Source organism: Streptomyces sp. NBC_00440 (genome assembly GCF_036014215.1).
GTDB lineage: Bacteria > Actinomycetota > Actinomycetes > Streptomycetales > Streptomycetaceae > Streptomyces.
The window spans coordinates 5,785,868-5,806,555 of the sequence record NZ_CP107921.1; the positions used below are offsets into that span (position 1 = coordinate 5,785,868).

Sequence of the window (20,688 nt, forward strand, 5' to 3'; positions counted from 1 at the left end):
GGTCAGGCCCCCCTCTTCGGGTTCTGACCCCACCTGGGCTGCTGTCCGGGCTGCGGCGGGTTCTGGCCCCAGCCGGGCTGCTGTCCCGGCTGCTGCGCTGCGCCCGGCGGCGGGCTGTCGGTGCTGCCGTGTGCGTGGTACTCCACCGACTCCGCGGTGAGCTGCATGAACGCCTCTTCGAGTGAAGCCTGCTGGGGACTGAGCTCATGCAGGACGAGCTGGTGCCGGGCGGCGAGTTCGCCGATGTCGGCCGCGGCGGTGCCGTCCACTTCGAGCGAGCCGTCGCCCGCCGGGACCGGCTTGTACCCGGCCTCGTGCAGTACGTCGAAAAGCTGCTCCCGCTGCGGGGAGCGCAGCCGTACGTACGACCGCGAGTTCTCCGCGATGAACTCCGACATGCTGGTGTCGGCCATCAGCCGCCCCTGGCCGATGACGACCAGGTGGTCGGCGGTGAGGGCCATCTCGCTCATCAGGTGCGAGGAGACGAAGATCGTGCGGCCCTGCCCGGCAAGGGCCTTCATGAGGTTGCGGATCCAGTGGATGCCCTCGGGGTCCAGACCGTTCACCGGCTCGTCGAACATCAGGATCTCGGGGTCGCCGAGCAGCGCCCCGGCGATGCCGAGCCGCTGACCCATGCCGAGGGAGAAGCCCTTGGCGCGCTTCTTCGCCACCGCCGAGAGGCCGACGGTCTCCAGCACCTCGCCGACCCGGGACGCCGGAATGCCGTTGCTCTGCGCGAGACAGAGCAGATGGTTGTGGGCGGTGCGCCCACCGTGCATGGTCTTGGCGTCGAGCAGTGCGCCGATGTGCCGCAGCGGGTCCTTGAGGTCCCGGTAGTGCTTGCCGTCGATCCGGACGTCTCCGCCCGAGGGGTTGTCCAGGCCGAGGACCATCCGCATCGTGGTGGACTTCCCGGCGCCGTTGGGCCCCAGGAAGCCGGTGACGATGCCCGGCCGCACACTGAAGGTCAGCTGGTCGACCGCCGTCTTCTCGCCGTAGCGTTTGGTCAGCCCCGAGAGTTCGATCACTGCGTTCCGCCTCGTCGTTTCTGGTGGTTCGCCCGGCCTTCCCCCTGCCCCCGGCCGGGCCACGCGGATCCTGAGGGCAGCACGCAGCCACGTTAGGCGCACAACAAGCCCCCCGCCACCGGAATGACGGGGGGCTTGCTCGCGGTACGCGGGACCGCGGACGTACTGAGGATCAGCGAGACGCGACCCCGGGGGAGAGGCAGCGTATCTGCGGCTCAGCGGCTGAGCAGGTCGAGCGGCTCAGCGGGTCTGCTGCGCCGGGACTCCGTGGGAGGCCGACTCCTCGTCGGCCGGCGTACCGGCGGCGGCCACCGCGGCACCGGTCAGTGTGGCCAGCATCTCGCGGACGTTGGTCAGCTGCGCGTTGATCGAGTCGCGGCGGTTGGTGAGCGCCGCGAGCTCGCGCTCCGATTCGCTGCGGATCCGGTCGGCCTTGGCGTTCGCGTCGGCCACGATGTCCTCGGCCTGGCGCTGAGCCGTCTCCACCGTCTGACGGGCGCGGCGCTCGGCGTCCGTACGCAGCTTCTCCGCCTCCAGGCGGAGCTGCTCGGCACGGTGCTCGATCTCGGCCAGACGCTTCTCGGCCTTGGCCTGACGCGAAGCCAGGTCGCGCTCCGACTGCTCGCGGCGCTTGGCCAGGTTCGTCTCGAAGTCCGCGGCGGCCTGGGCGGCCTTGGCGCGGGTCTCCTCGAAGAGCGCGTCGGCCTCCTCACGCTTGGACTGCGCGTCCTTCTGGGCCTCGGAACGCAGCGTGGACGCTTCGCCCTTGGCCTTCTCGACGATCCGGACGCCCTCGTCCTCGGCCTTCGCCTTGCGCTCGGCGGCGAACGACTCGGCGTCGTTGCGGACCTGCTGGGCGGCCGACTCGGCGAGCTCGCGGTGCTGCTCGGACGCGCGACGGGCCTCCTCACGGAGGTCCTTCGCCTCCTCCTCGGCGAGCCGGAGGATCTTCTCGACGCGCGCGCCGAGACCCGCGTACGACGGCTCCGCGTCGTTGACCTGGGCCTGCGCGTTCTGCGTCTCAAGGTGGAGTTCCTCGATGCGCTTTTCCAGAGAGGTGATCCGTGCCAGAGCGCTGTCACGGTCGGCGACGAGCTTGGTAATGCGGTCATCCACCTGACCGCGGTCGTAACCACGCCGCACGAGCTCGAAGCCGAATGGGGAGGAAGTGTCGCTCATGGGGTTCCTGTCGAATGAGACCGGTGAGGTGATAGGGGGAATCCTAGGGGCCGAAGCGGCGTGTCATCGAGCGGATGCCCGTTTGATCTGGAGAATGTCCAGCCTTTTGAGTGGCTAGCCATCAGAAGGCTTGCCACTCGGACGAGTTCCGCCCGCCGCCGCGCCCGCCTTGACGCCGTCTGCGGTCTTGCCGCTCCCGGTCGGCGCCTCGAAGGATTCCAACGCCTCCAGTACGTCCTGGACACGGGAGATTTCGGCCTGGATGTCCGCCCGACGGCGCATCAGCACATCGTGCTCGTGGGTGGCTTCCTCGATGAGATGGTCCGACTCGGCCGCGGCGTCCGCCTTGAGCTGCTGGGCCTCCTGTATCAGAACGGCCTTCTTCTGCTCGGCCTCCTTCAGGAGCGCCTCGGCCCGTTTGACGGCGGAGATCCGGACGCTGGCCGCCTCCGACTCGGCGTCGGACACCAGCTCCTTGGCCTTCTCCGCGGCCTCGGCCTGCTGGTCGGCGGCCGCCTTCAGCAGCTTGTCGACGCGTTCGCCCGCGGACTTCAACTGCTCGGCGGTCTCGCGGCGGGCCCGCTCGTGCAGCTCCTCGATCTCGGCCGTCACCCGGTCCCGCAGCTCCTCGGACCGCTCCCTTATGGCGGTCGCGTCCCGGCGTGCGCCGACGAGCAGTTCGTCGGCGTCCGTACGGGACCGCTCCACCAGGCTGTTGCCCTCGACGGTCGCGTCGGCGGTGATCCGGTCGGCCTCCTGGCGGGCCGCCCCGACCATCGTGTCGGCCTGCGCCTCGGCCTCGGTGGCGGTGCGCAGCGCCTCTTCCTGGGCCTTGGACATCAGCTGGTCGGCCTGTTCCGCCGCGTCCGCGCGGCGCTTGGACGCGACCTCGCGGGACTCGTCCAGCATCCGGTCGGACTCCGACTGGGCCTCGGCGCGCAGCTGTTCCGCAGCGGCGGCGGCGTCGGTCCTGACCCGCTCGGCCTCCACCCGGATGCGCTCGGCGGCCTGCTGGGCGGAGCCGACGGTCTCGGCCGCCTCGGCCCGCATCCGCTCCGACTCGCCGGAAGCCTCCGCGATCAGGGCGTCCGCCTGGCCCGCCGCGTCCGAGCGGATGCGGTTGGCGTCCTCGCGTGCGTCGGCACGGGCGCGGGCCGCGTCCTGTTCGGCCGACGCCACCGTGTCGGAGGCCTCGGTCCGCATCCGCTGGGCGTACTCGGCGGTGTCGGAGCGCAGCTTCTCCGACTCGGCGATCGCCTCCGAAACGGTGCGCTCGGCCAGCGACTTGGCGGCCTCGGCCTCCTCCTGGGCGACGCTGCGGATCCGGCTCGCGTCCTCGGACGCGCGCTCCCGTTCGGCGTGTGCGTCGGAGCGGACCCGGTCCGCCTCCTCCTGCGCCTCCGTCCTGGTCCGCTCGGCCGCGTGCTCCGCCGCCGAGCGCAGCCCGGCGATCTCCTGTTCGGCCTGGTCCTGGAGGCCCGCGACGGAGTCCCGTACCTGCTGGGCGGTCTGCTCGGCCGCCGACACCAGCTCGCCGGCCCTGCGGTCCGCCTCCTCGACCAGCCGCGCCGCCTCTGCCTGCGCCTCCTCGACCCGCTTGCGCGCGGAGGCCAGCAACTCCTCGCTCTGGGCGCGCGCCTGGCCCCGCTCCTGCTCGGCCTCCGCACGGGCCGACGACAGGGTCTCCTCGGCCTCCCGGCGGCGCCGGTTGGCCTCCTCCTGCGCGGCGGCCAGCGCCTCCTGCGCCTCCGTACCGACGCGTTCGGCCGCCGCTGCGGCCTCGGCGCGCATCCGGTCGGCGCTGTCCTGCGCCTCGGACTTGAGCCGCTCCGCCTCCGCGGTGGCCTCGCTGCGCAGCCGTACGGCGATGTTCTCGCCCTCGGCACGTGCCTGCGATGCGTCCGCCGCGGCCTCGTCGCGCAGCCGCTCGGCCTCCTGCTCGGCCTGCGTCTGGAGCGTGCGGACCCGCTCGGCCGCCTCGGTGCGCAGCCGCTCGGTCTCGTCCGCGGTCTCCTTGCGGAGCCGCTCGGCCTCGGCGCGGGCGTCGGCGAGCGCCGTCTCGGCGCCGCTCAGCCGCTCCTCGGCCTCGGTGTGCAGCCGGGCCAGCTCGTCGGCTGCTTCGGCCCTGCGGGCCTCTATGCCGCGTTCGTTCTCCTCGCGCAGCACACCGGCGGCCTCCTCGGCCTGGGTGCGGGTCTCCTCGGCGTGCTCCTCCGCCTCCGCGGCCAGCCGCCCGGCCTCGGTGCGGGTGCGCTCCAGCGTCTCCTCGGCCTGGGTGCGCAGCGTCGTGGCGCGCTCGACGGCCTCGGCGCGTACCCGCTCGGACTCGGCGGTGGCTCCCGAGCGCACCTCGTCCGCGTCGGCCTTCGCCTTGGCCAGCAGCTCCTCGGCGGTCCGCGCCGCCTCCTCGATCTGCTGCACGGCCTCCCGGCGGGCCTCGCCGCGGATGCGCTCGCCCTCGGCGACCGCGTCGGCCCGCAGCTGCTCGGCCTCGCCGCGGAGCCTGCGCGCCTCGTCCTGGAGCTCGACCGTCTTGGCCCGGTACTCCTTGGTGTCGTCCTTGGCCGCGCCCTTGAGCTGCTCGGCGGACTCGGCGGCCTCGTCGCTGAGCCGCGCGGCCTCCGCCTCCGCCTCGTGGCGGATCCGCTCGGCCTCGTCGGCCGCGGCTCTGGTGGTCGACCTGGCGTCATCGGAGGCCTTCGTCAGGACCTCCTCGGCGGTCCTGGCGGCCTTGGCCAGCTGCGCGGCCGTGTCCTCCGCCGCTGCCGTCCTGGCCTTGTCGCTCGCCTCCGCGACCATCCGCTCCGCGGTGCCACGGGCGTCCTCAAGTGCCTGCTGGGCCTCCGCCTTGAGGGCCTCCGCGTCCTTGGTCGCCTCGCCGACGAGCCGGGCGATCTCGGCCTTCGCGGTGCGGGTGCGCTGCTCGTTGACCGAATCGGCCGTGGTGAGCTGCTTGGCCGCAGCCTCCTTCGCCTCGGTGACGACCTTCTCGGCCTCCGCCCGTGCCTCGCGCAGCGCGCGCTCGGCCTCCTGGACCCGCTGCTCGGCGGTGCGGCTGAGCTCTGCGGCCTGCTGGCGGGCCTGGTCGGACTCGGCGGTCGTGGATGTACGCAGCTGCTCGGCGTGGGTGGTGGCCTCCTGCGCCTGGGTGGAGGCGGCGGTGAGCAGCCGCTCCGCCTCGGCGCGGGCCCTGCGCAGGATGGTGTCGGCCTCGCTGCGGACCGACTCGGTCTCGGAGCCGAGGCGCTGGCGGGCCTCGGTGACCAGCCGCTCGGCCTCGGCGCGGGCCGCGGCCAGGGACTGCTCGGCCTCGGTGCGCGACTCGTCCATGAGCCTGCGCGCCTGGGACTCGGTCCGGGCGCGCAGCTGTTCGGCCCAGGCCACGTTCTCGTTGACGTGCGACTCGACGGTCTGCCGGCGCTCGGAGAGCTCCTGGTCCAGGCGCTGGCGCCGGGTGACCGCCTCGCTGTGCAGCTCGGCCTGGAGCCTGGCCTGGTGCTCGGCGTGCTCCTGGAGGATGCGCTGCGTCTGGGCGCGCGCTTCCCGCAGTTCGCGCTCGGCGTCGGTGCGCAACTGGTCGGCCTGCACCTGCGCGTTCCGCAGCAACTGCTCGGCCTGGTAACCGATGTCCGCCTGGTCGTAGGCAGGACGGGACGCCAGACTGCGGCGCGCCTCGTGGAGCTTGGCACGCAAGACCTCGACCTGGTAACCGAGGTCCTCGGCGTGCTGGACGGCCTTCTCCCGCTCGGTCTTCAGCCGGTCCATCTCGGCCTCGAACCGCGAAAGATGGTCGTCTTCAGCCCGGTGGCTCTCCTGGCGTTCGTAGCCCCGCACTGCGCGGTCCCATCCGTCCCCTGGTCGCAACACACTCTTCCCGTACGAGCGCCGCCGTCTCAGCGACGACGGGCCCCCGGGGGGAATGGTGTCAGATCAACGACGAGGCATGGGTCACAGGCCCCGATCCGGCCCCGGACCGGAGCCGCCCACTCTACCGGCCCGGGTATCCGGAGGTCAGTGCTCCTTACGAGCCAGTGACTCCCCTTCTCCGGGTTCTGCCGCTTCTCCGGCAGTTCCGTGCGGTGCGGCCGCCGTGACCAGCTCCGTCAGTACCCCGTGGCAGTCCTTGGGGTGCAGGAACGTGATGCGGGAACCCATGGACCCGATGCGCGGCTCGTCGTACAGCACACGGACGCCCTTGTCCCGAATATCCTGGGAGTCGCCGTCCACGTCCGCGGTGCCGAAGGCGATGTGGTGCACGCCCTCACCGTTCTTGGCCAGCCACTTGCCCACCGCGGAGTCCTCACGGACGGACTCCAGCAGCTGGAGATAGGAGGCACCGCCGTCGGACGTCTCATTGATCTTGAGCATGGCCTCCCGGACGCCCTGCTCCTCGTTGACCTCGGTGTGGAACACCTCGAAGCCGTATGTCGCCCGGTAGAACTCGACAGTCTTGTCGAGGTCGAAGCAGGCGATCCCGATGTGGTCGATTCGCGTCAGCATTCCCCCAGTGCAGCGCGCCGACACATGGTTACGCAACGTGCGCGCGATCACATGGGCGGGGCGATGACGAGCGGAGGACCGCTCAGTACATTCATGTAAACCCTCGTTCACTCTCTTCCAAGGGGCCGCGCCTCATGTCTGGAACGAACAGCAGTACCTCCGTGATCGTCGCCGGAGCCAGGACCCCGATGGGCAGGCTCCTCGGCTCGCTCAAGTCCTTCTCCGGTGCCGACCTGGGCGCCTTCGCGATCAAGGCCGCGATGGAGCGGGCCGGTATCGGCGGAGACCAGGTGGAGTACGTGATCATGGGGCAGGTGCTCCAGGCCGGGGCAGGGCAGATCCCGGCACGCCAGGCCGCCGTCAAGGCGGGCATCCCCATGAACGTCCCCGCGCTGACCATCAACAAGGTCTGCCTCTCCGGGCTCGACGCCATCGCCCTCGCCGACCAGCTGATCCGCGCCGGTGAGTTCGACGTGGTGGTGGCCGGCGGCCAGGAGTCCATGACCAACGCACCGCATCTGCTGCCGAAGTCCCGTGAGGGCTACAAGTACGGCGCGGTCGAGATGCTCGACTCGATGGCGTACGACGGTCTCACCGACTCCTTCGAATCCATCCCGATGGGTGAGTCCACCGAGAAGCACAACACCCGCCTCGGCATCGACCGCGCCCCGCAGGACGCCTTCGCCGCCGGCTCCCACCAGCGGGCCGCCGCCGCACAGAAGAACGGCCTGTTCGAGGCCGAGATCACGCCGGTCGAGATCCCGCAGCGCAAGGGCGACCCGGTGCTCTTCTCGCAGGACGAGGGCATCAGGGCCGAGACCACGGCGGAGTCGCTCGGCAAGCTGCGCCCCGCGTTCGCCAAGGACGGCACGATCACCGCCGGCACCTCGTCGCAGATCTCCGACGGTGCGGCGGCGGTCGTGGTGATGAGCAAGGCCAAGGCGGAGGAGCTCGGGCTCGACTGGATCGCCGAGATCGGTGCGCACGGCAATGTGGCGGGCCCCGACAACTCCCTCCAGTCCCAGCCGTCGAACGCCATCCAGCACGCGCTGGGCAAGGAGGGCATCGGCGTCGACGACCTCGATCTCATCGAGATCAACGAGGCGTTCGCGGCCGTCGCCGTCCAGTCAATGAAGGACCTCGGGGTATCGCCGGAAAAGGTGAACGTGAACGGCGGCGCCATCGCCCTCGGCCACCCCATCGGGATGTCCGGCGCCCGGGTGGTCCTGCACCTCGCGCTGGAGCTGAAGCGGCGCGGCGGCGGGGTCGGCGCGGCAGCCCTGTGCGGCGGCGGTGGTCAGGGCGACGCCCTGATCGTGCGCGTACCCAAGTAGGAGCGGTCCGGGCGGCGACGGGCACCCGGATACGGAACCGGCCGGATACGGCATCGGACTGAGCGGAGCTGTGAACGTGGAGATGGACGTCCCCACCCTGGTCGAACAGGCCCGTGAGGGCAGGCCGAGGGCCGTCGCCCGGCTGATCTCCCTGGTGGAGGGGGCGTCCCCGCAGCTGCGCGAGGTGATGGCGCGGCTGGCCCCGCTGACCGGCGGCGCGTACGTCGTCGGGCTGACGGGTTCGCCGGGTGTCGGCAAGTCGACTTCCACCTCGGCGCTGGTCTCCGCGTACCGGCGGGCAGGCAAGCGGGTCGGTGTGCTCGCCGTCGACCCCTCGTCGCCCTTCTCCGGGGGCGCGCTGCTCGGCGACCGGGTCCGGATGTCCGAGCACGCGTCCGACCCGGGCGTCTACATCCGCTCCATGGCCACCCGGGGCCATCTGGGCGGCCTCGCCTGGGCCGCCCCGCAGGCGATCCGGGTGCTGGACGCCGCCGGGTGCGACGTGGTCCTGGTGGAGACGGTCGGCGTCGGCCAGTCCGAGGTGGAGATCGCCTCGCAGGCCGACACATCGGTGGTGCTGCTCGCGCCCGGAATGGGTGACGGGATCCAGGCCGCCAAGGCTGGAATCCTGGAGATCGGCGATGTGTACGTCGTCAACAAGGCCGACCGGGACGGCGCCGACGCGACCGCGCGCGAGCTCAACCACATGCTGGGCCTGGGTGAGGCGCGCGGCCCCGGCGACTGGCGCCCGCCGATCGTGAAGACCGTGGCGGCGCGCGGCGAGGGTGTCGACGAGGTGGTCGAGGCGCTGGAGAAGCACCGGGCCTGGATGGAGGAGCACGGCGTCCTGGGCGAGCGCCGCAGAGCACGCGCGGCCCACGAGGTCGAGACGATCGCGGTCACGGCCCTGCGCGAACGCATCGGCGACCTGCGCGGCGACCACCGCCTCGACGCCCTGGCCGACCGCATCGTCACAGGAAGCCTGGACCCGTACGCGGCGGCGGACGCACTGGTGGACGCCGTGACGGAGGGGGCGTCCGAGGCGGCTGGTGCGGAGCGGGCGTCCGGGGCGGCCGGCAGGCAGGGCTCGTCGGGCTGAGCGGTGGACGGCCGGTCCTCAGGGCCGGCCGAACTGACGCGGTGCGCAAGGCCGTCGGGCTGAGCGGGACGGTAACCGACGGCGGCAGTCGGGCGACGGCGGGGCAGGCGGACCTGAGGGTGCCCCTGCTACCGTGACCGTATGTTCCTCCCCCGTGCGTAGGACCCGGCCGACCACCCGGTGTCCTGTCCGTGCCGCTTCCGAGGAACCCCCATGCCGTCCTACGCCGCTGTCCTGCGGCCCCCGCACGCCCGCCGCACCTTCGGTGCCGCCCTGATCGGCCGTCTCTCCTACGGGACGGTCTCCCTCTCCCTCGTACTCGCCGTCAAGGACGCCTCGGGCTCCTTCGCGCTCGCGGGTACCGCCATGGCGCTCTTCGGGGCGACCAGCGTCTGCCTCTCGCCCGTCAGAGCCGCCTTCGTCGACCGCTACGGCCCCCGCCGCGCACTCGTCCCGATGGCGGGCTGCTACGCCCTGCTGCTCCTGGTGCTCGCCGCCGCCACCCGGCACCCCGGCACGCCCCCGCCGCTGATCGCGGCACTGGCCGCGGCCGCCGGTGCGGGGACGCCACCGCTCGGGCCGACCATGCGGACTCTGTGGCGCCGGCTCGTCCCCGAGCGGGAGCTGCTGGAGTGCGCGTACAGCCTGGACGGGGTCGCGGAGGAACTGCTCTACGTCGCCGGGCCGTTGCTCGTCGGCGCTCTGACGGCCTGCGCCTCACCCTCGGCAGGAGTCGCCGTCAGCGCTCTCCTGGTGCTGGCGGGAACCGTGGCCCTGGTGACGTCGCCGGTCGCCGCGGGCCCGCACCGCGAGAGCGCCGGTTCACCGCCCGGAGATCTCCGGCCGGCCGGCTCACCACCCGGCCCCACCGGTCCTGCCGGCGTACGGTCCCGGTGGCCCCGGTGGCCCCGGCAGCCCGTGGTGGTGGCCGCGGGGGTGGGACTGGCACTCGGCGGGCTCGATCTGCTGGTGGTCGCCGACGCCGCGCGGCACGGCAGGCCCGCTGCCGTGGCCTGGGTGCTGGCCGCGCTCTCCGCCGGCAGTGTGGTCGGCGGGCTGGTCAACGGGGCGGTCAGCTGGCACGCCCCCGCCCGGCTGCGGCTCGCGCTGCTCGCCGCGGGCCTCGGGCTCAGCCTGGCCGGTGCCGGGCTCGCACCGAATCTCCCCGTGCTGGGTGCTGCCACCGCTCTGGCCGGTCTTTTCGTGGCGCCCGCGCTGACGACCTCGTATCTGATCGCTGACGAGAGCGCGGCTCCGGACGCCCGCACCCGGGCCGGCGCCTGGGTCAACACCGCCGTGAACGCCGGGTCCACGGGCGGTACAGCGGCCGTCGGCGTCCTGGTCGGGCGGGTTCCGCTCGCGCTCTGTTTCGCGCTGGTGGCGGCTCCCGCCCTGCTCTCCGGCGCGTCCGCCCTGCCGGTCCTGGGCCGGGTCAGTCGTCGGCCCCGTCGTCGCCGTCGACGTCGTGCTGGTGCCGGTTCAGGTGCTCGGACGTGACCTTGCCGGTGGTCAGGTTGATGTAGACCTCGTGCCGGGCGCCGTTGTGCGCGGTCACCTCGGCCTCCCAGCGGCCGTTGTCCAGCTCGACCGAGGTGACGGTGCCCGGGACGGCTCCGCGGGCCGCCGCCGCGGCGCGGACCGCGGTGACCGGGGCGCCCTTGCGGTCGTCCTGGTCACCGCCGTCCTGGCGCGACGAGACGACCTTGCCGGTCCTGCGGTCCAGGTGGATCTCGTGCCAGACGCGGTCCTTGCCGTAGAGGTCCACCTCCCAGCGGCCATGGTCCAGTTCGGCGGAGGTGACCGTACCGGGTTCGTACGCCTCGGCCGAGCGGACCACCGCGTCGACCGTCGCGACACCACCCGTGCCGGAGCCCGAAGATGCGCGAGCCGGACCGGACGCGGTGCTCGCGGCCCGTGCCGACGCCGTCGTGGACGTGGCAGCCGGGGATGAGCCCGAGCCGCCGCCGTCCGCGAGGGCGACCCCGGTGGCCGTGCCGCCCGCTGCCAGGGCCGCCGCTGCGACACATGCGATGACGTAGTTGCGCTTCATGAGGTTTCCTCCGTGGGGCCGGCGCGGTGACCGGCTCGACTGCTTCGGACAGGTTCCAATCTGCCGGGGGAGTGCTGAACGCAGCCTGAAGCCTGCTGAAGATCCCTTCAGCTTCCATTTGCGAAGCTGTCCCCATGCGCCTGTTGATCGTGGAGGACGAGAAGAGACTCGCGGTGTCCCTCGCCCGCGGACTCACTGCCGAGGGTTACGCCGTGGATGTCGCGCACGACGGGCTCGAAGGACTGCACCTGGCCAGTGAGGGCCCGTACGACCTGGTCGTGCTCGACATCATGCTGCCCGGGATGAACGGCTACCGGGTCTGCGCGGCCCTCAGGGCGGCGGGCCATGACGTCCCCATCCTGATGCTGACCGCCAAGGACGGCGAGTACGACGAGGCCGAGGGGCTGGACACCGGGGCGGACGACTACCTCACCAAGCCGTTCTCCTATGTGGTCCTCGTCGCCAGGATCAGGGCGCTGCTCCGCAGGCGAGCCGCCGGCCGGCCGTCGCCCGTGCTCACCGCGGGGAGCCTCACCGTCGACACCGCCACCCACCGCGTACACCGCGCGGGCGCCGAAGTCACCCTCACGGCAAAGGAGTTCGCGGTCCTGGAGCAGCTTGTCGTGCGCCAGGGCGAGGTGGTCGGCAAGCCGGAGATACTGGAGCACGTCTGGGACTTCGCCTACGAGGGCGACCCGAACATCGTCGAGGTGTACGTGAGCGCCCTGCGCCGCAAACTGGGCGCCGACCTCATCCAGACCGTGCGCGGCGCGGGCTACCGGCTGGTCGCCGGATGAGGCGCGTCTTCGGCTCCGTACGGGCCAGGGCGGCGCTGGGCGCGACGGTCGTCGTCGCTGTCGCGCTGGTCGCCGCGGGGGTCTCCCTCCTGCTCGTCCTGCGGTCGAACCTCACCGGCCAGACCGATCTGCGCGCCGAGGTCGCCGCCCAGAACGTCGCATCGCAGGTGGCGCTCGACGTCCCGTTCCACAAGCTCGACCTGCCCGACTCGGACGAGAATCCGGTGCAGGTGGTCTCCGAGCACGGCAAGCTGCGCGCCGCGAGCGACGACCTGGAAGCGGTGACCGGAACGGCGACCACCGCCGTGCATCCGGTGGCCTCCAAGGCGGACCACGACCACGACGACGACGATCCGCCGCGCGGTGAGGTCTCGCACGACGACGCCCGCTTCAGCTCCGGCACGGCGACCGTCGACGGTGACACCGCCGACTACCGGTTCGCCGCCGTCGAGGTGACCAACGGCAGCGACGACACTCTGATCGTCTACGCGGGCGCCCCCCTCACCACCGAGGAGAGCGCCGTCAGCTCGCTCCGCGGCGCGATGCTCGTCGGGCTGCCCGCCCTGCTGGTGGTCGTCGCGGGCGTCACCTGGCTGGTCACCCGGCGCGCTCTGCGCCCCGTCGAGGGAATCCGGCGGGAGATGGCGGCGATCACCGCGTCCGAGGATCTGGCCCGGCGGGTACCGGAGCCCCGTTCGCACGACGAGGTCGCCCGGCTGGCCCGTACCACCAATGCGACCCTCACCGCGCTGGAGAAGTCCGTCGACCGGCAGCGGCGGTTCGTCGCGGACGCCTCGCACGAACTGCGCAGCCCCATCGCGAGTCTGCGCACCCAGCTGGAGGTCGGCGCCGCGCACCCCGGTCTGCTGGACGTCGAGGGCGCGGTCGCGGACACCGTACGGCTCCAGGAGCTGGCCGCCGACCTGCTGCTGCTCGCCCGGCTGGACGCGGGGGAGCGGCCCGGTGCCGCGCGGATCGACCTGGGGGAGCTGGTGAGCGAGGAGGTGTCGCGGCGGCAGACGGGCCGGGTCCCGGTGACGGTCCACGCCGCGGGAGGTCTCGAAGTGGAGGGCTCGCGCGGGCAGTTGGCGCGGGTGATCGGCAACCTCCTGGACAACGCCCAGCGCCATGCCCGCTCGGGGGTCGAGGTGTCCGTACGGCAGCGGAACGGCAGGATCGTCGCGGAGGTCGCCGACGACGGCCCCGGAGTGCCTCCCGGGAAGCGCGAGAAGATCTTCGAGCGGTTCGTACGGCTCGACGACGCCCGGACCCGTGACGAGGGCGGCGCCGGTCTCGGCCTGGCCATCGCCCGCGACGTGGCACACCGGCACGGCGGGACACTCACCGTCGGCGACGGCGCCGTCTTCGCCCTGGACCTGTCCGCCGCGCGGAGCCAGGACGGCCCGGGGGTCCGGGGGGCCCGGTAGGGCCTTCCGTCCGGATCGGGCCCGCACTGGATCCGGCGCCGCGGGTGCTTCCGTTCAGGGAGCGGACAGTTCGGTGGCGGGTACGGGCGAGCCCTTGTGCGCGGGGAGCCTGAGGAACGCCGTGAGCAGGGCGCCGACGACGTAGCAGGCGCCGAACACCCACATCACGCCCTCCACGCCCAGCGGTGTCAGGCAGAGGCCGACCAGGGCGGGACCGGCCGCCGTGCCGAGGCCCGCCCCGAGGTTGAGCCCGGCCATGGCGGCGCCGGTACGCCGGGGGGCGATCTGCGGCATCAGAGCGGACATCGGGGAGAATCCGGCCAGGCAGGCGCAGAACGCGCTCCCGGTGATCAGGGACAGCCAGAAACTGTGGGTCGCGGTGGGTATGTAGTAGAAGGCCACGGTGGTGACGGCGCAGCCCACACAGCCCATCCACCGGAGCACGGTGGTGACTCCGTACTTGTCGCTCCAGTATCCGGCGAGCAGATTGCAGCCCAGATTCACCATGTACATCACGGAGTAGATGGTGAGCCAGTCGCCGAGCGGGAACCCGAGGGACTTGGTGAAGTAGACCGGCAGGAAGACCGGGAACCCGAACTGGGAGACACCGTTCACGACCCGGATCAGCCCCGCCGCGGCCACTTTCGGCTCCTGCCAGAGCACGGAGACGCCCTTGACCAGCCCGCGCAGCGGGTCCTCCTCCGGACGGGCGACCGGACGGTCCCCGCCCGGGGCGTGCACGTTGAGTGCGATCACCGCACCGACGGCTATCACCAGCAGGGCCGACCACAGCGTCGGCAGCGGCCCGATCAGAGCGATGCTCTCCTTGGCGATCAGCGGGCTCAGTGTGGAGAAACCGGCGATGTAGGCGAACCAGAACCAGCCCACGGCCACGCCCAGCTTCTCCGGCCGCGCCGTCCGCACGATCCACATGAGGAACCCGTAGGCGAACAGGGGATACCCGAACCCGCGCAACCCGTAGCAGACGAGCAGCATCACCCCGGAGTGCTCCGTGACCCCCAGGGTGATGAACAGGACGTGGAACACCACCCAGACGGCGACGCCCACCGCCATGAGACGGCGTGGTCCGAAGACGTCGGAGAGGGCGGCGGCCATCCACGCGGAGACCCCTGCGGTCACCCCGTAGAGAGTGAACATCAGCGCGACCCGGTGGGCGGCGAAACCCTGGTCGTTCAGGAACGCGGAGAGATAGCCCTGTTCGACACCGTCCCCGATCATGAAGAACGCCAGAGCCAGATATCCCGCTGCCAGACTCCGCGGAATGCCGATCCTGTCGAGGATGTTGCTGTGTCCGTGTGCGTCCGGCATCGCTCCACCTTCCGTGTTTCTCCGAGCGATCAGTAGCGGTGGCTGTCGCCGGCCAGGACAGGTCGGCCAGTCAGGAATGTGCGTTCATGAGCGTCATGGCGCGGACGGGCCCGGCGGCCGTCCGGCCCGGGCTGCGCATGCGGCCCGGGTGCGCCGGATCGGGGTGCGCCGGGTCCTACTCGGCGTAGGCGGCCTCGTGAAAACCGATCTCGGCTTCGAGGACCCTTCCGAAGACCTTGACCAGGTCCTCCGCCGTCTCGGGGAGGATCTCCAGCGCGTCGATCTCGGCCTCCAGGAACCGCACTTGGGCGGTGAAGGGTTCGACCGTGTGCAGGTGGACCCAGTCCGCGATCTCACTGCGCGCCGACGGTGAGTGGTCGGCCGTGCGGCACCAGTTCTCGTACAGCGACTCCGCCGCGTACATACACGTCACGATGGCCGGATAGCCGAGGGCGTCGGCGGCGTCCAGGACCTCCTCGGTGAGCACCGATGCCTGCTCCTGCGCCCGCGGACCGACCTCCGGCACGCCTGTGGTCTCCAACGCCCGGGTGAAGTAGGCGTACTGGTCCGTCACCAGGGCGTGCAGCGTACGGGCGTGCCCGGCCAGCGCGGCGGCGCCGGGCGCCTCGCGCACTGCCGCGCCCGCGAGGCGGGCCGCGGTGTCCACGAACTCCCGCTCGAACAGCAGGTATCGGGCGAAGACGGCGTCGCTGACGGTGTCGTGGGTGACGTCGCGGACGAACCGCATGGTGAGCGCCCGGTTCCATGCGTCCGCGTTCCTCTCCTTGAGGGACGTACTGAGGGACGTGCTGAGGGGGCCGGACCGCGCCGACTGTGCGTCTGAATGTTCTGAATGTCGCGCTTGCATGGGGCGTACCTCCGCTGTCGCAACCGGGCGCCGCCGGTGAGTGGGTGGATTCCGGCGGGCCCGGAGACAGGGCAGCGGCCGCGCCGGCGCGCGCTCCTGGCCGGGACCGACACGGCCGGAACGGAAAAACACGGCTGCCTGCGAAATCCCGCGTGCTGTGCCGCTTCCGGCGGCTGCGGTGCGGTCGCCGGCGCCTGGCTGGTGGGCCCGGCCCACAGGCGCGGGGCGCCCGGTGGCTCCGGACGGACCACCAGCCGTTCAATGGCCGATTAAATGGCCGATCGTGGTGCCCGTCAGGGCAGTTGGTAGCCCGCCTTCTCGGCGTGCCGGGTGAAGGCCCTGACCTTCGTCCTGTCGACCCGGCCCCACCAGCGGCCGTTCTCCTTCAACGACGAGGCCACGATGGCGCCGTGGCACAGCGACAGCAGCCGTTCCGCGTTGTCCTCGTTCATTCCCGAACCGATGATCACCGGCAGCCGGGTGGCGTCCATGATGCCCCGGACCTCGCTCTCGGCGGCCTCGTCACCGGTGCGTCCGCCGGTCGCGATGAGCACGTCCGCGTCGAAGAACTCGGCGTCCTCCGTCTGCTCCGCCAGGGACCGGTCGGCGATGATGGAGTGCGAACCGTGTTTGACGTGGACGTCCGCGAACACCTTGAGCTGTTCGGCCCTGAGCGTCGCCCGGTAGCGCGTCGCCGAAGGGGCCAGTCCTTCCATGAAGCCCTCGTTGGCCACATAGGCGTTCGCCCACTGGTTGACGCGTACGAAAGCCGACTGGGCGGCCTGGGCGGTGGCTATCGAGCAGTGCGCCCCGTTCGCCAGGACGTTCACACCGACCGGCAGGCCCACCTTCTCGCGTACGTGGTCGCTGATCACCGCCAGGTTCGCCGCTGTCTCGAAGCCCTGGTCCTCCGGCTTGGGGAAGGGCAGGTCCCAGGCGTTCTCCACGATCAGTCCGTGCACCCCGCCCTGCTGGTACGCCGTCGCTTCCTCCACGGCGAACCGGATCACGTCCGCGAGCGGCTCGCCGCGGTAGTGGGGACTGCCGGGGAGCGGGGGGCAGTGCACGACACCGATGACCACGCGGTCGGTGCCGAAGATCGAGCCCAGAGCCGACTCCTTCGGCGGGAAGACACCGAGCGCTCGCTCGTCTGCGGTGCTGTCAACCGGGTTGTTCATGGGGTCCTTTCAGTTGAGTCAGGCGAAATTGAGTCAGGTGAAGGGGGCGTCGGCCGGATCGGCCTGCCCCACCTGGTTGGAGAACTCAAAACAGGTGGTGTATCCGGCGGTGACCAGGCGGGACCAGTGGTCGAAGGCCTGCTCGGCGGTGGGGAAGAACCAGATCTCCACCTGGGAGTAGTCGCTCTGTCCACGGACGTGGAAGCGTCCGCCGCCTCTCCCGCCCAGCCGTTCCGACGCGTCGCGCTGTTCCTGGAACGCCTGCTCGTACCGCTCCCGGGCCGCGGGTTCGAGGTCGAACCACGCGGTGCGGGGCAGGGAGTGGTGCAGCCAGACGACGTCGTTCATGTCACTTCCTCCGGAAGGCGTCGTCGAGCCTTGTCCGACGACCGATGTAGTGGCGGGACGTGGTGAACTTGAAGTCCGCCACCCGGGTGTGTTCGCGCATCGCCGCCTGCACCATGGCCACGCTCGGCACCCGCCAGACCCCGACGTGGTCCCACTGGCTCGCGCTGTCGAGTCGGTACCGGCCGGCGATGGCGGCGCCGTTGCGTACGTCGGACGAGAAGGCGTCGTCGCACTCCAGGTCGTACGCGCGCCGCTCCTCCGCGGTGGCGGCCTGCCAGGCGCTGTTCCACTTCCAGAGTGCGAAGAAGCCCCAGCCGTCCTCCTCGCCCCGGGACGCGGGGCCGACCACGGGCAGGAACTCCTTCGGCCCGATGAGCCATTCGGTCCGCAGCAGACGCGCCCACCCCGCCTGTTCGAGCGCGAGCGTCCCGTCGAGGGCGTCCGACGCGGTGGGGGCCTCGAACATGCCGACGAAATCGACGTCATGGGAGAACCCCGTGTCGTACACGGTGGGTGTGTCCTCCGACCGGCGGCCGCCCCCGGCGAGAATGCCGTCGACCGAGAGCAACCAGCCCTGCGCCCGGAGCACTTCGAGTTGCTCGGCGACCGCCCGTGCGGACCGGCCCGCGTCCCCGGGACCCGGTGTACGCCGACGGGCCAGGAACAGTACGGCGCACCGTTGCCCGGGGGCTGCTTCGAAGACCTCCGTCTCCTCACTCAGCAGAGTCATGCGAACCTCCTCGGAATGACGGCGTGACCGGTGCGTTGAGTGGTGTCGCGTTGCCGGAAGCGGCAGGTGCGCCGGTGGCCCGTCGCAGCCGCGTCACCTCGGCCCTCGTGGCGTAGGACGGGTGGCCGCCCAGCCCCGAGCAGCTGCGGGAGGCCGCCGTCACCGCATAGCGCAGCGATTCGAGCGGGTCACCGGTGTCGAGCATCATGCCGACGAACGACCCGGCCAGGCAATCGCCCGCTCCTGTCGTGTCCGCCACCGGGGCGGTGTCGCGTACGACCGGAACGGTGACCTCCGCACAGCCCGGCGCGCACCAGCGCGCCCCGTGCGAGCCCTCGGTGAACACCACGGAGCGGGCGCCCAGTTCGAAGAGGGTCCGGACCGCCGCGGGACCGATGGCACGCGCGGCATGAGCGTTGCAGAACACCGTGGCGGCGCCGTCGATGTGGTCGGCGAGCGTCTCGATCCCTTCCGGGAACGTCGCCGGCTCCAGGTCGACGGACCAGGGAACCCCGCTCTCCGCACACCGGGATATGACGGTCCGCGCGGCCTCCGGGTCGTAGACGGCCGTGTGCAGCCACCCGGTGTGCGCGAGAGAGAGCTGCCGGCAGACGGCTTCGGACGGGTACATCCGCGCACCCGGTACGAGAATGAGGTGCTTCTCGCCGTCCTCGGCGATCGTGATGACGGCCCGGCTGGAAGCGCCGGCCGACACCTCGGGCCGGAAGTCGAGGCCGAGGCTCTCCGCCTGCGCGGCGCACTCGCGGCCCGCCACGTCCGTTCCCACGGAGCTCACCAGTCTGGTCGGCGTTCCGGTGAGGGAGCACGCGACGGCCGCGTTGGTCACCACACCTCCCACCGAGTCGGTGAGGTGGTCGCTCACCACTTTCTCGTCGGCGGCGGGGAGGGAGCCCACGCGAATCGTGGTGTCGAACACCGTGTCCCCGACGAAGACCGCTGTCTTTTTCATGGGCGGGTGAGCTCGATCCGGAAGCGGTACCTGTCGGCCCGGTAGGTGATCACCACGTACTCCAGGGGGAGGGCGGCCGTCGAGAGCGAGCGGCGGCGGGCGATGAGGATCGGAGCGCCCTTGGTGACGGCCAGCCGCTGCGCCAACTGCGCGTCGGCGACTCCTCCTTCGATGTACTCCTCGCCCGAGCCGATCCGCGTACCGGTGGTGCGCTCGATCCACTCGTACAGCGAGGAGTTACGCAGCGCCGCTTCGGGCGGTGCGTCGGCCGGGGGGACGATCCGGGGTGACAGCCACGACAGGCTGGACGCGATCGGTTCACCGTCGGCGAGCAGCACCCGGTCCACGCAGACCGCCTCGTCGCCCTCGCACAGCCCCAGTTCCTTGGCGACCTGTGCCGGAACCGGCAGCACGGTGACGGAGACCAGCCGGTAGCCCGGCGCCAGGCCGCGGGCCCGCATGTCGTCCGAGAACGAGGCCAGCAGGTTGAGCGGCTGCTCGACCTTGGGCGGGAGCACGATCGTGCCCTTTCCCGACCGGCGGCTGACCAACTGGTCGCCCTCCAGCTCGTTCAGGGCGCTGCGGGCGGTGGTCCGGCTGATGCCGAAGCGCCGCGTGAGCAGAGTCTCGGACGGCAGCGCGTCGCCGGCCGTGAACTCGCCGTCGGAGATGGCCGATCGCAGACGCTCGGCGATCTGATGCCACTTCGGTACGGGGCCGTCCAGCAAGTCTTCGTCATCCCAAGCCATGCCGAAATTATGCGAACGTCATGACGTTTGGTCAACGGGTCAGCTTGGAAAACTTCGCCTGTCCGGGCTTTGCGTGTCCGGCTTTGCCCGTCCGGGCGACGACTCGGTGACGCCGGGCTCTCGCGCGTAAAGGGGACTTGGCCTGGTCGCAGCGGCCCGGTCACGGCGGCCCGGTCACGGCGGACTGACAGTTCCACGGCGAATGAGGTGCTCTTCTTTCATGATCGTCTTCTGCGGGTACGGCAACAGCGACCTGACGGTGAACGTTCCCGCCCTCCCGGGGCCCGGAAGCCGCGTACAGGCGCTCGGCATCCGGCGCCATGACGGTGGGATGGGCGCGAACGCGGCGACGGCCGCGGCGCGGATGGGGGCCGACGCCAGGTTCGCCGGCGTGGTGGGGCCGGATCTGCTGAGCACCGCCTTCCTCGACGGGCTCGGCGCTCAGGGCGTGGACGTGGCGTGGACCTCGCGCCGGGGTCACCTCACCACCGCGGTCATCCTCGTCACTCCGGACGGGGAGCGCTCCGTGATCAGCCAGGACGACGACGTGACCGAGGAGCATGTGGCGGAGGTGGTGCGGTCGCTCTCCCGGGCCGGGGGCGGGTGGCTCTATCTCGACGGCTACCGGTTCCCCTGGGCCGCCCCGCTGCTGGCCGGTGCTCCGTCCCTGCGCACGGTCGTCGACATGGACGGCTGCGAGTCGGCCGAGGCAGCGGAGGCGGCCCTGTCGGTGGCCGAGCACGCGATCATCGGCCGTACGCAGGCGGAGCGGCTGATCGGCCAGGGCGCCGGCGCGGCCGCGGTGTCGCACCGTACGCATCTGCTGGTCACCGATGGCGCTCACGGGTGGCGGCTGCACACGCCGGCCGGTGACACCCTGGCCGGAGCGGCCATCGATGTACGGGTCCAGGACGCCACCGGGGCAGGTGACTGCTTCGTGGGCTGTTACCTCGCCGAACTGGAACGCGGGGCGGAACCGGTCGACGCGGCACGCTTTGCCGCCGTCGGGGCGGGTCTGTCCTGCACGGCGCCCGGCGCCAGGGCGGGCCTGCCCGACCGGGCCGCGGTCGCCGGGTATCTCGCCGGTGGCGGGACGCCGTAG

The 20,688-nt window shown here is 71.6% G+C and carries 17 protein-coding genes and 1 pseudogene; 6 read left to right on the forward strand and 12 right to left on the reverse strand.

All coding sequences use genetic code 11. The annotated features are described in order from the left end of the window. Positions 1-2: 2 nt before the first annotated feature. From OHB13_RS26085 to mce, 4 genes are all read right to left on the reverse strand, one after another. Positions 3-1,028, reverse strand: coding sequence for an ABC transporter ATP-binding protein (locus tag OHB13_RS26085; RefSeq protein WP_328378677.1), 1,026 nt, complete (start codon positions 1,026-1,028; stop codon positions 3-5). A gap of 240 nt (positions 1,029-1,268) precedes the next feature. Continuing rightward, the gene (locus OHB13_RS26090; RefSeq protein WP_266852990.1) at positions 1,269-2,207 is read right to left on the reverse strand and encodes a cellulose-binding protein; all 939 of its coding nucleotides are present in this window, start codon (positions 2,205-2,207) and stop codon (positions 1,269-1,271) included. A gap of 114 nt (positions 2,208-2,321) precedes the next feature. Then, complete coding sequence (gene scy / locus OHB13_RS26095; RefSeq protein ID WP_328378678.1) at positions 2,322-6,041, reverse strand: polarized growth protein Scy; 3,720 nt, start codon at positions 6,039-6,041, stop codon at positions 2,322-2,324. Between the two features lie 177 nt (positions 6,042-6,218). Further along, positions 6,219-6,707 carry a methylmalonyl-CoA epimerase gene (gene mce, locus OHB13_RS26100; RefSeq protein WP_266852986.1) on the reverse strand — a complete coding sequence of 163 codons (489 nt, stop codon included), beginning with the start codon at positions 6,705-6,707 and terminating at the stop codon, positions 6,219-6,221. Positions 6,708-6,841: 134 nt separating this feature from the next. Between mce and OHB13_RS26105 the strand changes: the two genes are divergently transcribed. From OHB13_RS26105 to OHB13_RS26115, 3 genes and pseudogenes are all read left to right on the forward strand, one after another. Continuing rightward, on the forward strand, positions 6,842-8,041 hold the full coding sequence (locus tag OHB13_RS26105; protein ID WP_266852984.1) for an acetyl-CoA C-acetyltransferase: 1,200 nt from the start codon (positions 6,842-6,844) through the stop codon (positions 8,039-8,041). A gap of 82 nt (positions 8,042-8,123) precedes the next feature. Continuing rightward, positions 8,124-9,074, forward strand: a pseudogene (meaB, locus tag OHB13_RS26110) (methylmalonyl Co-A mutase-associated GTPase MeaB); the annotation flags it as partial. A 279-nt stretch (positions 9,075-9,353) separates the two neighbouring features. Beyond that, entirely contained in the window at positions 9,354-10,637 is a 1,284-nt protein-coding gene (locus tag OHB13_RS26115) for an MFS transporter (RefSeq protein ID WP_328378679.1), read from the forward strand. Here the strand turns inward: OHB13_RS26115 and OHB13_RS26120 are convergent. After that, positions 10,573-11,190 carry a PepSY domain-containing protein gene (locus OHB13_RS26120; RefSeq protein WP_328378680.1) on the reverse strand — a complete coding sequence of 206 codons (618 nt, stop codon included), beginning with the start codon at positions 11,188-11,190 and terminating at the stop codon, positions 10,573-10,575. The two genes, OHB13_RS26115 and OHB13_RS26120, sit on opposite strands and share 65 nt — an antisense overlap. 134 nt (positions 11,191-11,324) lie before the next feature. Between OHB13_RS26120 and OHB13_RS26125 the strand changes: the two genes are divergently transcribed. Together OHB13_RS26125 and OHB13_RS26130 are read left to right on the forward strand one after the other, a co-directional pair. Next, the gene (locus tag OHB13_RS26125) at positions 11,325-11,987 is read left to right on the forward strand and encodes a response regulator transcription factor (protein WP_266852979.1); all 663 of its coding nucleotides are present in this window, start codon (positions 11,325-11,327) and stop codon (positions 11,985-11,987) included. Further along, positions 11,984-13,414, forward strand: coding sequence for a sensor histidine kinase (locus OHB13_RS26130; RefSeq protein WP_328378681.1), 1,431 nt, complete (start codon positions 11,984-11,986; stop codon positions 13,412-13,414). Before OHB13_RS26125 ends, OHB13_RS26130 begins: the two co-directional genes overlap by 4 nt. A 54-nt stretch (positions 13,415-13,468) precedes the next feature. Here OHB13_RS26130 and OHB13_RS26135 read toward each other — a convergent pair whose 3' ends face one another. The 7 genes from OHB13_RS26135 to OHB13_RS26165 all read right to left on the reverse strand — a co-directional run bounded on the left by OHB13_RS26135 (position 13,469) and on the right by OHB13_RS26165 (position 19,586). Beyond that, positions 13,469-14,743, reverse strand: a complete 1,275-nt coding sequence (locus OHB13_RS26135) for an MFS transporter (protein WP_266852975.1) — start codon at positions 14,741-14,743, stop codon at positions 13,469-13,471. Positions 14,744-14,918: 175 nt separating this feature from the next. Continuing rightward, on the reverse strand, positions 14,919-15,491 hold the full coding sequence (locus OHB13_RS26140; RefSeq protein ID WP_266852973.1) for a TenA family protein: 573 nt from the start codon (positions 15,489-15,491) through the stop codon (positions 14,919-14,921). Between the two features lie 413 nt (positions 15,492-15,904). Beyond that, positions 15,905-16,789 (reverse strand): BtpA/SgcQ family protein, encoded by an 885-nt coding sequence (locus OHB13_RS26145; protein ID WP_266852971.1) that lies wholly within the window; start codon positions 16,787-16,789, stop codon positions 15,905-15,907. 33 nt (positions 16,790-16,822) lie between these two features. Then, positions 16,823-17,137: a hypothetical protein gene (locus OHB13_RS26150; RefSeq protein WP_328378682.1), complete on the reverse strand. Its 315-nt coding sequence runs from the start codon at positions 17,135-17,137 to the stop codon at positions 16,823-16,825. A 1-nt stretch (position 17,138) separates the two neighbouring features. Further along, positions 17,139-17,867, reverse strand: a complete 729-nt coding sequence (locus OHB13_RS26155) for a hypothetical protein (RefSeq protein WP_328378683.1) — start codon at positions 17,865-17,867, stop codon at positions 17,139-17,141. Continuing rightward, positions 17,851-18,837 (reverse strand): carbohydrate kinase family protein, encoded by a 987-nt coding sequence (locus OHB13_RS26160; protein ID WP_328378684.1) that lies wholly within the window; start codon positions 18,835-18,837, stop codon positions 17,851-17,853. The genes OHB13_RS26155 and OHB13_RS26160 overlap by 17 nt, the downstream gene beginning before the upstream one ends. After that, positions 18,834-19,586: a GntR family transcriptional regulator gene (locus OHB13_RS26165; RefSeq protein ID WP_266852963.1), complete on the reverse strand. Its 753-nt coding sequence runs from the start codon at positions 19,584-19,586 to the stop codon at positions 18,834-18,836. Before OHB13_RS26165 ends, OHB13_RS26160 begins: the two co-directional genes overlap by 4 nt. A 220-nt stretch (positions 19,587-19,806) precedes the next feature. Between OHB13_RS26165 and OHB13_RS26170 the strand changes: the two genes are divergently transcribed. Beyond that, the gene (locus OHB13_RS26170; RefSeq protein WP_328378685.1) at positions 19,807-20,688 is read left to right on the forward strand and encodes a carbohydrate kinase family protein; all 882 of its coding nucleotides are present in this window, start codon (positions 19,807-19,809) and stop codon (positions 20,686-20,688) included.

What these genes read in the sequence shown, in the direction of transcription:
- OHB13_RS26090 (WP_266852990.1), bottom strand. Translation starts at nt 2,207, where the DNA reads ATGAGCGACACTTCCTCCCCATTCGGCTTCGAGCTCGTGCGGCGTGGT.
- mce (WP_266852986.1), bottom strand. Translation starts at nt 6,707, where the DNA reads ATGCTGACGCGAATCGACCACATCGGGATCGCCTGCTTCGACCTCGAC.
- OHB13_RS26105 (WP_266852984.1), top strand. Translation starts at nt 6,842, where the DNA reads ATGTCTGGAACGAACAGCAGTACCTCCGTGATCGTCGCCGGAGCCAGG.
- OHB13_RS26115 (WP_328378679.1), top strand. Translation starts at nt 9,354, where the DNA reads ATGCCGTCCTACGCCGCTGTCCTGCGGCCCCCGCACGCCCGCCGCACC.
- OHB13_RS26120 (WP_328378680.1), bottom strand. Translation starts at nt 11,190, where the DNA reads ATGAAGCGCAACTACGTCATCGCATGTGTCGCAGCGGCGGCCCTGGCA.
- OHB13_RS26125 (WP_266852979.1), top strand. Translation starts at nt 11,325, where the DNA reads ATGCGCCTGTTGATCGTGGAGGACGAGAAGAGACTCGCGGTGTCCCTC.
- OHB13_RS26130 (WP_328378681.1), top strand. Translation starts at nt 11,984, where the DNA reads ATGAGGCGCGTCTTCGGCTCCGTACGGGCCAGGGCGGCGCTGGGCGCG.
- OHB13_RS26135 (WP_266852975.1), bottom strand. Translation starts at nt 14,743, where the DNA reads ATGCCGGACGCACACGGACACAGCAACATCCTCGACAGGATCGGCATT.
- OHB13_RS26140 (WP_266852973.1), bottom strand. Translation starts at nt 15,491, where the DNA reads ATGCGGTTCGTCCGCGACGTCACCCACGACACCGTCAGCGACGCCGTC.
- OHB13_RS26145 (WP_266852971.1), bottom strand. Translation starts at nt 16,789, where the DNA reads ATGAACAACCCGGTTGACAGCACCGCAGACGAGCGAGCGCTCGGTGTC.
- OHB13_RS26150 (WP_328378682.1), bottom strand. Translation starts at nt 17,137, where the DNA reads ATGAACGACGTCGTCTGGCTGCACCACTCCCTGCCCCGCACCGCGTGG.
- OHB13_RS26155 (WP_328378683.1), bottom strand. Translation starts at nt 17,867, where the DNA reads ATGACTCTGCTGAGTGAGGAGACGGAGGTCTTCGAAGCAGCCCCCGGG.
- OHB13_RS26160 (WP_328378684.1), bottom strand. Translation starts at nt 18,837, where the DNA reads ATGAAAAAGACAGCGGTCTTCGTCGGGGACACGGTGTTCGACACCACG.
- OHB13_RS26165 (WP_266852963.1), bottom strand. Translation starts at nt 19,586, where the DNA reads ATGGCTTGGGATGACGAAGACTTGCTGGACGGCCCCGTACCGAAGTGG.
- OHB13_RS26170 (WP_328378685.1), top strand. Translation starts at nt 19,807, where the DNA reads ATGATCGTCTTCTGCGGGTACGGCAACAGCGACCTGACGGTGAACGTT.